The sequence below is a fragment of the Salipiger abyssi genome, assembly GCF_017311415.1.
Taxonomy (GTDB): Bacteria; Pseudomonadota; Alphaproteobacteria; order Rhodobacterales; family Rhodobacteraceae; genus Salipiger; species Salipiger abyssi_A.
Genome location: NZ_JAEKIS010000018.1, coordinates 69,149 through 82,292 on the forward strand (window position 1 = coordinate 69,149; position 13,144 = coordinate 82,292).

Consider the following 13,144-nt stretch of genomic DNA (forward strand, 5'->3'; position numbering starts at 1 on the left):
TCACTCCTCCTCGTCATCGGGGTCGCGTAGGTCGATCTCGCCGGTGGTGACCAGATCGCGGATCGCCGAGACCACCTGGTTCATCGCCGCCTCGCCCTTCTTGGCGCCCACGCTCATGCCCGCCGCATCCTCGCGCAGGCTGCCCGCCATACGTTTCGACATGTTCTCGAGCAGGAATTCCGCCGCCGCCAGATCCACCTCCGACTGCGCCGCGGCAATGGCCTGGGTCAGCACATCCGCTGGCACGTCGCGGGTGATCTTGGGCACATCCGCTTTTTTCAGCCGGTCGGGAATATTGGCGAAGGTGAAGATCGCCTTGCGCACCGCCTCGGCAAATTCCCGGTCGGTCTCCTCCAGCCCCTCCAGCACCTCGTCGCGTTTGGCGCTGGCGGCATAGTTAAGAATCGCACCGACCCGCTCGTCGGGCTTTTTCTCGAAGGCCTTGAGCGGCTCGGCGTCGAGCTGCGCGGCAAGGCTCAGCCCGATCCGGTCCACCGCCTCCGGGCTGACCCCGGCGGTCATCGAGATCGCATAGGAGATCCGCCGCGCCCGGTCGCCGGGCAGCCGCGCCAGCACGCGCGCGGCCTTGGCGGTATCGATCTTCGACATCATCACCGCTGCAATCTCCGTCGCCTCGCCCAGCACCAGCTGTTCGATCCGCTCCTCATCGAGCTTGTTGATCCGCTCCCATGGATCGCCGGTCTGGCGCACGCCGGCCTCCTTGCGCAGCCGCGCGGCGGTGCGATGGCTGATCTTGCCGTCGAGTGCCGAAAGCGCGCCGGCCATATCGCCGGGGAAAGACAGGCCGACCGAAGACAGCTCCTCGGAAAACTCCTCGATCACCGTGTTCAGCGTTTCACGGTCGACATAGCGCATGCGCCCGAGCTGCTGCGTCAGTTCCGCCTGCAAATCGTCGGGCAGCGACGAGAGCGGTATATCGGCGTTCTCGTTGAGCAAAAATTGCACGATGATCGCCGCCTTGGCCCGGCGTGTCAGCGGCGGGCGCGGCGCAACCGGACCCGGCAAGGCGGCGATGGGGGACAGATTCGACATCGGGAACCGCTCCGTTCTGGTTCCCCAGAGCTACCGCGCCCAGGTTAACGAAGCCTCACCGCCAGGCCTCCCCCGCCCACTCCACACGAAAAAGGCGGCCTCGGCGGGCCGCCTCTTCCGGTGTCACGATGTGTCGCTGTCAGCCCGAGACCAGCTTGCAAGTGCCGGTGGCCGTGTCGAGCACCATGCCGCTGGAGCAGGAGATCTTGACCTCCTCGTGCCCGGTGCAGGCGGCGCCCGCCGCGAGGGGGGCCAGAACGAGGGCGGTGGCGGTCAGAAGGGTCTTGATCGTCATGAGGCGTCCTCCGTTTGCATATCCGGAAAGGGTAGCACGGGTTGACGCAACGGCAAAAAGATTCCCGAAACGGCCGGCGGTCACGAGGGCGTGAGCGCCGCATTCCGCGCCGCGCCCCCTGCGTCTTCTCCTGCAATAGTACGCCTGCCCGGCGGCACCATCCGCGCCGAGGGCAGGCACGCGATCAATCCTCGCCAAAGACCCGCTTGAAGATCGTGTCCACATGCTTGGTGTGATAGCCCATGTCGAATTTCTCGTTGATGCCGTCGACACCGAGCGCCTTGACCACCTCTTCGTCGGCCAGCAGCAGCTCGCGGAAATCGAGACGTTCCTCCCAGACCTTGAGCGCGTTGCGCTGCACCATGGCATAGGCATCCTCGCGCGATACGCCGGCCTGGGTCAGCGCCAGCAGCACTCGCTGCGACATCACCAGCCCGGGGAACTTGTTCATATTGTCGAGCATGTTCTGCGGATAGATGATCATCTTATCCACAACGCCCGCGAGACGGTTCAGCGCGAAATCGAGGGTAATCGTCGCATCCGGGCCGATGCCGCGCTCCACGGAGGAATGCGAGATATCGCGCTCGTGCCAGAGCGCCACATTCTCCAGCGCCGGGATCACCGTCATGCGCACCAGCCGGGCAAGGCCGGTGAGGTTCTCGGTCAGCACCGGGTTTTTCTTGTGCGGCATCGCCGAGGAGCCCTTCTGGCCCATGGAGAAGAACTCGGCCCCCTCCAGCACCTCGGTGCGCTGCATGTGGCGGATCTCGATGGCGACGTTCTCGATCGACGAGGCGATCACGCCCAGCGTGGCAAAGAACATCGCGTGGCGGTCGCGCGGGATCACCTGCGTGCTGATCGGCTCGGGGCGCAGGCCGAGCTTTTCGCAGACATGCTCCTCGACCGCCGGGTCGATATTGGCAAAGGTGCCGACCGCGCCGGAAATCGCGCCGGTGGCGATCTCGTAGCGGGCCTTTTCCAGGCGGTTCCGGTTGCGGTCCATCTCGGCATAGAAACGCGCGAAGGTGAGCCCCATCGTGGTGGGCTCCGCATGGATGCCGTGCGAGCGGCCCACGCGCACGGTGTCCTTGTGCTCGTAGGCGCGTTTCTTCAGCGCCGCGAGCACCTTGTCCACGCCCTCCAGCAGGATGTCGGCGGCGCGCACGAGCTGCACGTTCAGGCAGGTGTCGAGCACGTCCGAGCTGGTCATGCCCTGATGCACAAAGCGCGCCTCCTCGCTGCCCACATGCTCGGCGAGATGGGTCAGGAAGGCGATGACATCGTGCTTGGTGACCGCTTCGATCTCGTCGATGCGGGCGACATCGAACTCCACATCCTTGGCCTTCCACACGGCCTCGGCATTCTCTTTCGGGATGACACCGAGGGCGGCCTGCGCGTCGCAGGCATGCGCCTCGATCTCGTACCAGATGCGAAACTTGGTAGCGGGGTCCCAGATCGCGGTCATCTCGGGGCGGGCGTAACGGGGGATCATCGGCTGTCCTCGGCTTGCATGGGCGTCGCGCGCGTCATAGGGCGTGCGGCGCGGGGCGGCAAGGGTCCGAGGGGTGACGACGCCTCCGCACAAAGGTACTGCCCCTGTTTGGCGTATGAGAGAAAGCGAGGCGGTATTGGTCGATCTGGACGCGTTTTTCGGAGAATGGCGGCTGGAGCGGGAGATCCGCCATCACGACGGCAGCACCGCGCGGTTCGAGGGAACCGCGCTCTGGATCCCCAAGGGGATGGGCGCGCATAATATCGAGCGCGGCACGCTGGTCATGCCGCAGGCTCGCTATAGCGCCGAGCGCCGATACCGCTGGGACCGGGCGCTGCGGGTGCATTTCGAGGACGGTCGGTTCTTTCACCAGGTTCCCGCAGAGGGCGGCGCGGCACAGCATTGGTGCGATCCTGACCGGTACGAGGTGTTGTACGATTTCAAAGCCTGGCCGGCCTGGACGGCGCGCTGGCATGTTTCGGGGCCGCGAAAGGACTATGTCCTGGTGTCGCGCTACGTCCGGCCGGTAGCGCCAAAGCTCTGACATTTCCGGGGCTTGCCGGTTTGTATACTTTCGCATTCCCTTAACTCACTGAAATGAAATAAGAAATTTCTTTACTTTGGGCCGCGCACTTGTAGTTTGCCGCGACACATGTCGTTGCAGGACCGCCCCGATGCCGCCGATAGAAGACCACCCTCTGCGCTATGAGCTCGCCAACGAGCTGCACGCCCGCCCGTTTCCGGCGCTGCGCGCGCCCTGCCGCGCGGTCTATCTGGCGATCAAGAAGGTACGGGACGCCGCCTCGCGCGACCGGGCGCAGGATGTGGCGCATCTCAAAGCGCTGCTCGACCGCTACGGCACCCAGCACCCGCAGCCTGGCGCCACGCATTTCTCCGCCACCATCGGGCCGCATGTGCTGAAATGGGAGCAGCATACCGAGTTCGTCACCTACACGGTCTTCCTGAACGGTCTTGGCGAACGCCCCTTCGATCCGGCGGATTTCGACGTCTTCCCCGAGAACTGGCTGGCCAGCGCGCCCGGCGTGCGGGTGACCTCGGCGATGATCCGGGTCTGCGAACGGCCACAGGATCCGGCAGAGACCAACGCGCTGGCCAATGACTGGCTGGTCGCCGACAGCATGGCGGTGAGCCGGGTGCTCGACGATGCGCTGGTGGTGGCGGGCGATTTCCGCATCGACCAAGGCGGGCATCTGCGCTTTGCGGTGTTTCCGACCGCCGGCACCGGCGAGCGCCGCGTCGGGCGGGTGGTGCAGCGGCTCTGCGAGATCGAGACCTACAAGGCGCTGTCGATGCTGGGCTTTACCCGGGTGTGCGCCATCGCCGCGCGGATGACCGAGATCGACGAGGAGCTGACCCGGCTGATGACCGACATGACCCATGGCGAGGCGCCCGAGGAAGAGACCTTGCAGGCGCTGCTGCGGGTCTCCTCCGAGCTCGAGACGCTGGCGGCGCAGACGGCCTTCCGGCTCTCGGCGACCGGCGCCTATGAGGCGCTGGTGGGCCAGCGCATCGCAGTGCTGCGCGAAGAGCGGTTCGAGGGGCGCCAGACCTTCCGCGAATTCATGGCGCGGCGTTTCGAGCCCGCCATGCGCACGGTGAAGAGCACCGAGAAGCGGCTGGAGGCGATGTCGGCGCGGGCGATGCGGGCGGGCGATCTGCTGCGCACACGGGTCGAGGTGAAGCGCTCGGCGCAGAACCAGGAACTGCTGGAGAGCATGGACCGCCGCGCCGATCTTCAATTGCGGCTGCAACACACGGTCGAGGGGCTCTCGGTGGTGGCGATCAGCTATTACGCGGTGTCGCTGGTGGGTTATCTGCTCTATCCGGTGGCGGGCGCGGTGGGGATCAGCAAGGGCCTGCTGACAGCGCTGGCGGTGCTGCCGGTGGTGCTGGCGGTCTGGCTGGGGATCCGGCGGATCCGCAAATCGGTAGCAAAGGACGGGCCGGGGCACTGATTGCAGTCCCCGGGACTCGTTTACCATCTCCTTCAATCCCCCGCGCCCCTAGCCCGGAATCAAGGGCGTAGCCCGCCGGGCTCAGCGGCGGCCCGTCCGAGCGGGCTGCCGCTTTGGTGACGCAAGCGCATCGCTTTGAGGTCCTTCGGATATAGCCAGGATAAAGTAAGGGATTCAACGCCCGGGGCGTCAGCCCACGGGCCGCCGCTGAGCCCGGCACCATTTTCAACTGTGACGACGTTTGCCAAGCTCCAAAATGGCTTTCCCTGCGCCAGGCCCTCAGTACCGATACCCCAGCGCTGCCTCCTGCTCCAGATCGAGCCGGTCCCGCAAAAACGCCAGATCCGCCGCCGAGAACCGCGACGGCGTCTCGGGGCGATCCTCCACGGATGCCAGGAACTTCGCCCCCAGCCGCTTCACCACAGGCCGATAGGGCTGCGGCGCGGGTGGCAGGCCGAACTCCGCCTGAAGCTCTGCAAGGAACACCTCCGGCGCCGCCTGCACTGCCTCCAGCCGGCAGAACACCACCGCGCAGCCGCGATTGAAGAAACTCAGCAGCCCCTGAAGCTTGGCCCGGCGCAGCGCAAAGAGATCGGCATAAGGCGCGCCGGTCAGCGGATCGCGGTCGAGTTGCAGCGGCGCGCCCACCCCACCCAGCGCCTTAACCTGCGGGAAATAGCGCGCCCGGTCGGCGACGGTCGCCCATTCGGCGCGGATGAACTCGGAAAACGGCAGCCGCTGCATCTCCGGCGGGCAATGCCAGGGCTTGGCATGCATCGAGCGCGCCCAGTCGCCCGCATGCCGCACAACGCAGATCGCCGCCAGATCCGCCGGGATCGCGGTCATATGCGGCAGCGCGTGTTTCCAACCAAGCTCTTCGGTCGGCACCAGCACGGTATTGCGCCCGATCAGCCGCTTGACGAAATTCGTACCCGAGGAGCGCTCGCCGAAAACCTGATAGCGGGTGACAGGCCGCTCCGTCGGCGCGCATTGCCAGCCGGTTTCGGAAAACGCCTGCGAAATCACTCTGCCCCGCCCCTTTTTCGGTGTTTTGCAGGCAAGGATAACGCGCACCCGCGCGATTGGCGATTCTCTTTCGCCCGGCAAGCGGGTAAGCTGTCGCGAACCCACGGCAAGAGGGGCAGGAGCAGATGCAATCGGTGGCCGCCGCGGTGACGATGGTTCGGGACGACGCCTTTTTCCTCAAGGCGTGGGCCGGCTATTACGGTCGCCTGCTCGGGCGCGAGAACTGCTATGTCGTCAACCATGGCCGGGGCGAAGAGGTGGCCCGGCTGGCCGAGGGCTGCAATATCATCGGCATTCCCGGCGATCCGCATGCGAATTTCGACATGAAGCGCTGGCGACTGCTGAACAATCTCGTGGCCGGGCTGCGCAGCTATTACAATCACGTCATCGTCGGCGATATCGACGAGCTGGTGGCGCTCGATCCCGCCGAGGGCGTGTCGCTGCTCGACTGGCTGGCGGACAAGCCGCTGCGCCGGGTGCTGACGCCGCTGGGTCTTGAGGTGATCCATCGGATCGACCTAGAGCCCGAGGTGCTCGGCGACACGATCCTCGGTCCGCGCCGTCATGTGCGGCTGGCACCGCATTACTCCAAGCCCTGCGTCGTCTCGCTCGGCACCAAGATCGCGCGCGGCGGGCATTTCACTCAGGCATCGAAGCTCTTCACCCCGGATCCGCTCTATCTCTTCCACCTGAAATACTGCGATTTGGCGACCTATGTAGAGACGATGAACCGGCGCAACCGGGTCACCGAAGAGGTCGGCGTCGGGGTCAAGGAGGCGGCCATCGGACGGCACTGGTTCGCCGAGGCGCGCGGCGAGGACCGGGCGGTGTTCGAGGCGTTCGCCGGGCTCGAGATGCAGGAGGGCTTCGATCTCGGATGGGTCCGCAAGCGCATGCAACGCAGCTGGAAGCCGCGTGGAGACACCGGCTTCTGGCAATTCGACCGCCCGGATTACGATCTGCAATACCGGCTGCCAGAGCGCTTTTTCGGCCTGTTCTGACAGCCGGTTTCCGGTGCGATCAGATCACCCGCACCTGTGTGCCGATGGGGCAGAGCTGAAACAGCTCCGCGATTTTCTCGTTATAGAGCCCGATACAGCCGTCCGAGCTGCGCCGCCCGATCTTGCGGGTATCGTGGGTGCCGTGGATGATATAGGCGGGCCAGCTCAGATACATCGCATGGGTGCCGAGCGGATTGTCGGGACCCGGAGGGATCGGCTTCCAGTCGGGGTAACGTTCGAGCTGCGATTGCGTCGGCGTCCAGGAAGGGCCGACCTTCTTGCGCACGATTTCTGTATAGCCGCGCTTGGTCAGCTCTTCAGTGAGTGGCACCGAGGTCGGGTAGATGCGGTAATCGCTGCCGTCGCCCGACCAGAAATGCAGCGCGCGCGAGGTGGTGTCGGCGACGATGCTGGCCGCGCCGAGCGTATCGAAATGATCGCGCCAGTCCTGCATGGAAAAGCTGGAGATATTGCGCCGGGTGATGCCTTCGGACGCAATGGCGGGTGCGGCGAGCGTTCCGGCGGCCGCGGCGCCGAGTGCCAGCGCGCCACGGCGCGTAAGGGTATGGCTCATCTGTCTGCTCCTTTGTTCTGCCACGGCATGAGGATGCCGCAGTCTCCCCAGAGCAGCCCTGCCTTAAACCAACCTTAAGGCAGGCAGCGCCTATCCCCGCCGCACCTCGGCGATGGCGGCTTTCAGCATCTCGCGGTCGAGCGCGCCGTCATAGATCACCGTCTCGACGGCAAAACCCGGCGTGCCGCGAAAGCCCAGGGCAATCGCCTGATAGGCGTTGCGCTCCATCAGACCGTCCCAGGTCTTGCGATTGCGCCGATAGGCGCGCAGCGCCTCTTTCGCCGGCACAACCCCGGACACCACCGCATCGACCTGGCGCTGGCTCAGCCGTCCCTGCGCGGTCATCAGCGCCTCCATCGCCGCCTCATAGGTCCCCAGCTCATGCGCACCCAGCGCCAGCTGGCTTGCCCGGACGGAGGGCGCGCCGAAGATCGGCCAGTCCTTCATCACCAGACGGAGATTGCCGTCCTCGGCCAGAACGTCCTTCAACACCGGATGCATGGCTTTGCAATACGGGCACTGGTAATCGAAATACTCAACCACCGTCACATCGCCCTCGGGATTGCCGAGAACCGGCGCCTCGGGGTCGCGCAGCACCGCCTCGACCGTCAGCTCCTGCGCCGAGGCGCCGCGCGGCAGCAGCCCGATCAGACCGGCACCGGCGCCCAGCGCAAGGCTTTCCCGGCGGGTCAGTCTCATACATCTTCCCCTTGCGTGCCCTCTTCGGATGGGCTGGTCCACTTGCCCGCCTCCTCCTTGCGCAGCACCACCACATCGGTGCCCGCCTCCACCTGCTCGGCCAGATGGATAATGTCCTGATTGAAGAGCCGGATGCAGCCCGAGGAGGTCGCGTGTCCGACGGTCCAGGGACTGGGGGTGCCATGGATGCGATAGAGCGTGTCACGGCCGTTGCGGTAGAGATAAAGCGCCCGCGCGCCCAGCGGGTTGTCGAGCCCGCCGGGCAGGCCGTTGCGCACCGGACCATAGGTCTCGGGGTCGCGCTTCAGCATATTCTTCGTGGGCGTCCAGTAAGGCCAGTCGCGCTGGAAGGGAATCGTCGCCTCCCCGGCAAAGCCGTATCCTGCCGCGCCCACCGCCACGAGATAGCGCATCGCGGTCTCGTCGTCCTGGATATGATAGAGATGCCGCCCGCCGGGATCGACCACGATGGTCCCCGCCGGATAGGGCGCGTAATAGGGCACGAGCTGGCGCTTACCGGCTTCCGACAGGTATTTGTCCGGCACCGCCGGGATCTCGCGCCCGTCATCCTCGACGGCGGCATACATCGCCCGCGTCTCGGCCCCGATCTGGCCGGGCACGTCGCTCGGCGGCGTGGCACAGGCGGTGAGAAAGGCAAGCGCGGTCAGCGCGATGAGCGGGCGGAGGGAGATTTGAATAGACATGAGGGGCATGGTGGCACGGGCTCGCGGGAAAGTCATGGGAGTCGGGCTGGACGGAAGAGCTTAAGACAGCCTTAAGGTTGCGCGAGCAACGGCGAAGTCAAGGAAACCGGGATGCGCATATTGATCGTGGAGGATGACGAGGTGCTGGCAAATGGCCTGAGCGTCGGGTTGCGCCTGTCGGGCTTCACCGCCGACCGCGTGGCCACGCTCGCCGATGCCCGCGCCGCGCTGGAGACCTCGGACTTCGAGGGGATGGTGCTCGACATCATGCTGCCGGACGGGCTGGGGCTCGACTTGCTGGGCGAGCTCAGGGCGCGCGGCTCCGCCCTGCCCGTGCTGCTGCTCACCGCGCGCGATCAGGTGCGCGACCGGGTACGCGGGCTCGACGCCGGGGCGGACGACTACCTCGGCAAGCCCTTCGATCTCGACGAGCTCGCGGCGCGGCTGCGCGCCATGTTGCGCCGGGGCGAAGGCCGTGCCAGCGGCGCGCTGCGCTGGAACGGGCTGGAGATCGACCCAGCCACGCATACCGGCAGCCGCGACGGTGCCGCACTGCGCTTTTCCCGGCATGAATTCGCCATCCTGCACGCGCTGATGGAGCATCCGGGCCGGGTGCTGTCGCGCGCCGCCCTCGAAGACCGGCTCTATGGCTGGCAGGAGGAGGTCGAGAGCAACACGGTCGAAGTGCATGTGCACAAGCTGCGCGCCAAGCTCGGGCGCGGCTTTGTGGAAACGGTGCGCGGGCTCGGCTACCGCGTCGCGGCGGAGGGGTCATGACAATCTCGATCCGGCTGCGGCTGTTCCTGATCCTGGCGCTGGCCACCGGCGCGATCTGGCTCTCGGCGGTGCTGTGGATCGAGACCTCGACCCGCGCCGAGGTCGAGCGGGTGCTCGACGCGCGGCTGGCAGAGGCGGCGACCATGGTGTCGTCGCTGATTTCCGATCACCGCGTCGAGGTGGCCCATGCCGCTGGCGGGGCGATTCATGTACCCATGCCGGCGGCGGGTGGTTATACCCGACAACTCTCCTGTCAGATCTGGTCGCTCGACGACGATGCTCTGGTGGGCCGCTCGGATGGCGCGCCGCAAGCCAGGCTCACCGCTGCGGACGGCGCCGGCTACTCGGAATCCGATGTCGAAGGCGAGCCCTGGCGGGTCTTCACCGTGGTCAACCCGGATCTCGGCGTGCGGGTCATGGTGGGCGACAGCATCGCCGTGCGCGACAGGCTGGTGCGCGATGTGATCGAGGGGCTGCTCCTGCCCGCCGCAATCATCCTGCCGCTGCTGGGTGGGCTCATCTGGATCAGCCTCGCACGCGGCCTGGCGCCGCTCGACCAGCTTGCCGCCACGTTGCGCGCACGCGCGCCCTCGGATCTGAGCCCCCTGCCCCAGGGTCCGGCTCCGCGCGAGATAAGGCCGGTGCGCCGCGCGCTCGACACGCTCTTTGCCCGGGTCGCCGCCGCCCGCGATACCGAGCGCGACTTCACCACCTATGCGGCGCATGAGCTGAAGACGCCGCTCGCGGGGATGCGCACCCAGGCGCAGGTGCTGCGCATGGCCCCCGATGCCGAGACCCGCGCCGCCGCCCTGCGCGCCATCGAAACCTCCGTCGATCGCACCGACCGGCTCGTGCGCCAGCTGCTGGAGCTGGCCGAGATCGACCGCGAGACACCGGAGCAGACCGCAACGGACCTCGCCGCGCTGATCGGCGAGACAATGGCGGAGCTCGCCTCCCTCGCCCGGGCCCGCGAGGTCACACTCGAAAGCGATATCGCGCCATTGCCCGCCACCTTCCGCACCAGTCCGTTTCTGCTGCACGCGGCGCTGCGCAACCTGATCGAAAACGCCGTCATCGCCTCCCCTCGGAACGGGCGCGTAAGTGTCACGGCCCGGCACGCGGAGGGCGCGCTGCATATCGACATCGCCGATGACGGCCCAGGCATCCCCGAGGACCAGCGCACGCGCATGACCGAGCGTTTCGTGCGCGGCCCGTCGGGGTCGGGAAGCGGGCTCGGGCTCTCCATCGTGGCCAGCGCGGTTGCGCGGCTGAACGGCACGCTGGATTTCGGCGCGCGCGATGCGGAGGGGCGGCATCAGATCTCGGTGTGCCTGCCGGGCTGACCGCACGACAGGCCGCCCGCTTCGCCATCACTCTGGCCCGCCCCGTGTCGGGGCCCGAAGGTTTCGACGCTGCAAAACGAATTGAGTTTTCGGATCATGTCCGCCTTTATTATAGGCATTTATCAATCGAGCCCTTCCTCGATGAGGAGGCATTTGACCGGCAAACCGACGCGATGTTGGTATTGTCATCAGCGGTACATTCAGTCGCGGTATCACCTGATCCGGTCACAACGAGACCCTTTTTAGACTCCTCCATTTTGTTCTCATCTCCCAACTGGAGAGTTCCGAGAGGTCGAGGCAATGCGTTATGCAAACACCGATGGCGGTCACGGGACTGCGGCAGCCGCTCCGACAGGCTCTCCCGTCACCACCGCTCCAGCCCGTCTTACCAAGGCCGAATCCTCACAGGTCGATTTCGCCCGCGTCGTCTGCATCTTCTTCATGATGTACGTCCATATCGGTCCGTTTCCGCCGGAAACCAGTATCGTGCAGAGCGGTGCAGCCTCTTGGGTCGGCACGCTGCTGGCAGACATACTTGGGCGTGCAAGCGTCGCATCTCTGTCTTTTCTGAGCGGCTATATTTTCTTTTTCAACGCCGGGCGCAAAACACTTGTCGAAACGGCGCAGAGCCGGCTGCGCAGCGTGATCCTCAACCTGGTCTGCGGTGTTTCTGCTTCTCAGCGTGGCGACATTCACGCTGGGCGGCGAAAGCCTGCGCCAGGCGGTCGGATCTTTTGGCATCGACCGGATATGGGAGATTCCGCTCGCCTTGATCGGCATCGATCGACAACCGATCTACACGCCGCTCGGTTTCCTGCGCGATCTCTTCGTCAGTATCCTGATCGTCCACATGCTCATGCGCATGATTCCACGCTACGGGCTTGCGATTTTCGCGGTCATGCTGGGGCTGGCTTTGTTTCAGCTCACCGAGCCGCTGATTTTCCGTCCGACGATCCTGCTCTTCCTGTTTTCAGGCGCACTCTTTGCCTCCCGGGGCGTGCGGTTGAGCGAGATGTGTCAGCCGCGATACGTTTTGCCGGTCTGCGCGGCAGCGGTGGCTGGGCTCTTTCTGGTAAGCGGTCTGTCGAATGGACATCTGAGTGTCCTGGCGCAGGTCGAAAACCTGTTCCTGCGCATCGCGATGATCGGCTTTGTGCTTCTCTTTACCGCCGCGCTGGTACGGGCGCTGCCGAACGCAAAACCGGCAGCCATGCGCTCGCCGATCTTCGTAACCTACCTGTCGCACGGGATCATGATCGCAGTACTGACCAAAATCGTGCGCGCGGCGGGGTTGGATCCGCTGAGTTCCGAATGGATCCTCTACTATGTCGCATTGCCCGCGATATTGATCGGGTTCGGGCTGTTGTTCGATCTGACGATCCGCCGGATGCCCGATATCTTGCAGATGGTTCTGCGTGGGCAGACGGGATGAACTCACCGGGCAGTGCAGTTCGATGATCGACGCCGGCGATTGCTTCTGCTTGGCCCACGCTCCTGAGCGGCGCCAAACATCCCGGCACCGTAAAACGTGACCGTCCAATCCTCCAAAGACCTCGTCGAAAGATATCGCGGGCAGCTGCCGAACTGCCAGCTTGCGCATATCCGTCGCCGCCTCCGTATGCCCGGATCGTGTCAGCACCCCGCCTTCGCGGGAAATCAGAGGCAAAAGAAGCCCGGGCGCAAGAAATCCTCCGCGTTCATATTGGGATTGGCGAGGTTGCGTAGCCTCAGCGTCCGGTCATCGGCGGGGATCCCCGTCTGTCAATCGGCGCAGAAAATTGATCCCTTGTCGGCGTCCCCCCAAATGCCCCTTTTGGTGCGACAGACGCTGGCCCGATGCGGTGTAGCCGAATTGCAGCCCCCCGGCGAAAAACTTCAACATCCGTGCGCCCTCTTCCACTCAATACGGCAGCACCACACCACCTGGATTTACTTGAAGGTCGGTAAAGATGAGCTTGGCCAACCCGTAAAATTGCGCGCCCCAGAGTGCGACGGATCCAGTGTGGCCTGCTGCCGGTTTCGTGGACGGCAGTTTAAGCTTTCATAGCTCTCTCCTCGAACGTGATAGGGCTTAGATACCCGATGGTCGAGTGCCGACGCTTTGGATTGTAGAACCGTTCGATGTAATCGAAGACATCTGCGCGCGCCTGCTTCCTGGTGCGGTAAGTTTTCCGCCTAACCCGTTCGGTTTTTAGCGAAGAGAA

At 65.1% G+C, this 13,144-nt stretch carries 15 protein-coding genes; 6 read left to right on the plus strand and 9 right to left on the minus strand.

Going from position 1 to position 13,144, the window contains the following annotated elements; genetic code table 11:
- From I6N89_RS20155 to purB, 3 genes are all read right to left on the minus strand, one after another.
- On the minus strand, window positions 1–1,053 hold the full coding sequence (locus tag I6N89_RS20155; RefSeq protein WP_207020228.1) for a flagellar motor switch protein FliG: 1,053 nt from the start codon (window positions 1,051–1,053) through the stop codon (window positions 1–3).
- Between the two features lie 139 nt (window positions 1,054–1,192).
- On the minus strand, window positions 1,193–1,348 hold the full coding sequence (locus tag I6N89_RS20160; RefSeq protein WP_207020229.1) for an adenylosuccinate lyase: 156 nt from the start codon (window positions 1,346–1,348) through the stop codon (window positions 1,193–1,195).
- A 184-nt stretch (window positions 1,349–1,532) separates the two neighbouring features.
- The gene (gene purB, locus I6N89_RS20165) at window positions 1,533–2,840 is read right to left on the minus strand and encodes an adenylosuccinate lyase (RefSeq protein WP_207020230.1); all 1,308 of its coding nucleotides are present in this window, start codon (window positions 2,838–2,840) and stop codon (window positions 1,533–1,535) included.
- A 136-nt stretch (window positions 2,841–2,976) separates the two neighbouring features.
- Between purB and I6N89_RS20170 the strand changes: the two genes are divergently transcribed.
- Entirely contained in the window at window positions 2,977–3,384 is a 408-nt protein-coding gene (locus tag I6N89_RS20170) for a DUF6314 family protein (protein WP_236016743.1), read from the plus strand.
- A gap of 130 nt (window positions 3,385–3,514) precedes the next feature.
- A complete protein-coding gene (locus tag I6N89_RS20175) occupies window positions 3,515–4,816 on the plus strand; it encodes a DUF3422 family protein (RefSeq protein WP_207020232.1) in 1,302 nt (433 codons plus the stop codon).
- A gap of 279 nt (window positions 4,817–5,095) precedes the next feature.
- Here the strand turns inward: I6N89_RS20175 and I6N89_RS20180 are convergent, their stop codons facing one another.
- Entirely contained in the window at window positions 5,096–5,842 is a 747-nt protein-coding gene (locus tag I6N89_RS20180) for a hypothetical protein (RefSeq protein ID WP_207020233.1), read from the minus strand.
- Between the two features lie 125 nt (window positions 5,843–5,967).
- Between I6N89_RS20180 and I6N89_RS20185 the strand changes: the two genes are divergently transcribed.
- Window positions 5,968–6,843 (plus strand): glycosyltransferase family 2 protein, encoded by an 876-nt coding sequence (locus I6N89_RS20185; RefSeq protein WP_207020234.1) that lies wholly within the window; start codon window positions 5,968–5,970, stop codon window positions 6,841–6,843.
- 19 nt (window positions 6,844–6,862) lie between these two features.
- Here the strand turns inward: I6N89_RS20185 and I6N89_RS20190 are convergent, their stop codons facing one another.
- From I6N89_RS20190 to I6N89_RS20200, 3 genes are all read right to left on the minus strand, one after another.
- Entirely contained in the window at window positions 6,863–7,417 is a 555-nt protein-coding gene (locus I6N89_RS20190) for a L,D-transpeptidase (protein ID WP_207020235.1), read from the minus strand.
- A gap of 90 nt (window positions 7,418–7,507) precedes the next feature.
- Window positions 7,508–8,116 carry a DsbA family protein gene (locus tag I6N89_RS20195; protein WP_207020236.1) on the minus strand — a complete coding sequence of 203 codons (609 nt, stop codon included), beginning with the start codon at window positions 8,114–8,116 and terminating at the stop codon, window positions 7,508–7,510.
- The gene (locus I6N89_RS20200; protein ID WP_236016744.1) at window positions 8,113–8,820 is read right to left on the minus strand and encodes a L,D-transpeptidase; all 708 of its coding nucleotides are present in this window, start codon (window positions 8,818–8,820) and stop codon (window positions 8,113–8,115) included. Before I6N89_RS20200 ends, I6N89_RS20195 begins: the two co-directional genes overlap by 4 nt.
- A gap of 111 nt (window positions 8,821–8,931) precedes the next feature.
- Between I6N89_RS20200 and I6N89_RS20205 the strand changes: the two genes are divergently transcribed.
- Both I6N89_RS20205 and I6N89_RS20210 read left to right on the plus strand, forming a co-directional pair.
- Entirely contained in the window at window positions 8,932–9,597 is a 666-nt protein-coding gene (locus I6N89_RS20205) for a response regulator transcription factor (protein ID WP_207020238.1), read from the plus strand.
- Window positions 9,594–10,940 carry an ATP-binding protein gene (locus I6N89_RS20210; RefSeq protein WP_207020239.1) on the plus strand — a complete coding sequence of 449 codons (1,347 nt, stop codon included), beginning with the start codon at window positions 9,594–9,596 and terminating at the stop codon, window positions 10,938–10,940. The genes I6N89_RS20205 and I6N89_RS20210 overlap by 4 nt, the downstream gene beginning before the upstream one ends.
- 402 nt (window positions 10,941–11,342) lie before the next feature.
- Here the strand turns inward: I6N89_RS20210 and I6N89_RS25835 are convergent, their stop codons facing one another.
- The gene (locus tag I6N89_RS25835; protein WP_207020240.1) at window positions 11,343–11,720 is read right to left on the minus strand and encodes a hypothetical protein; all 378 of its coding nucleotides are present in this window, start codon (window positions 11,718–11,720) and stop codon (window positions 11,343–11,345) included.
- Between I6N89_RS25835 and I6N89_RS25555 the strand changes: the two genes are divergently transcribed.
- Window positions 11,605–12,372, plus strand: a complete 768-nt coding sequence (locus I6N89_RS25555; protein ID WP_236016753.1) for a hypothetical protein — start codon at window positions 11,605–11,607, stop codon at window positions 12,370–12,372. The two genes, I6N89_RS25835 and I6N89_RS25555, sit on opposite strands and share 116 nt — an antisense overlap.
- A gap of 601 nt (window positions 12,373–12,973) precedes the next feature.
- Here I6N89_RS25555 and I6N89_RS20225 read toward each other — a convergent pair.
- Window positions 12,974–13,144: IS3 family transposase (locus tag I6N89_RS20225; RefSeq protein ID WP_207020243.1), on the minus strand; the 171-nt coding region annotated here is incomplete at its 5' end.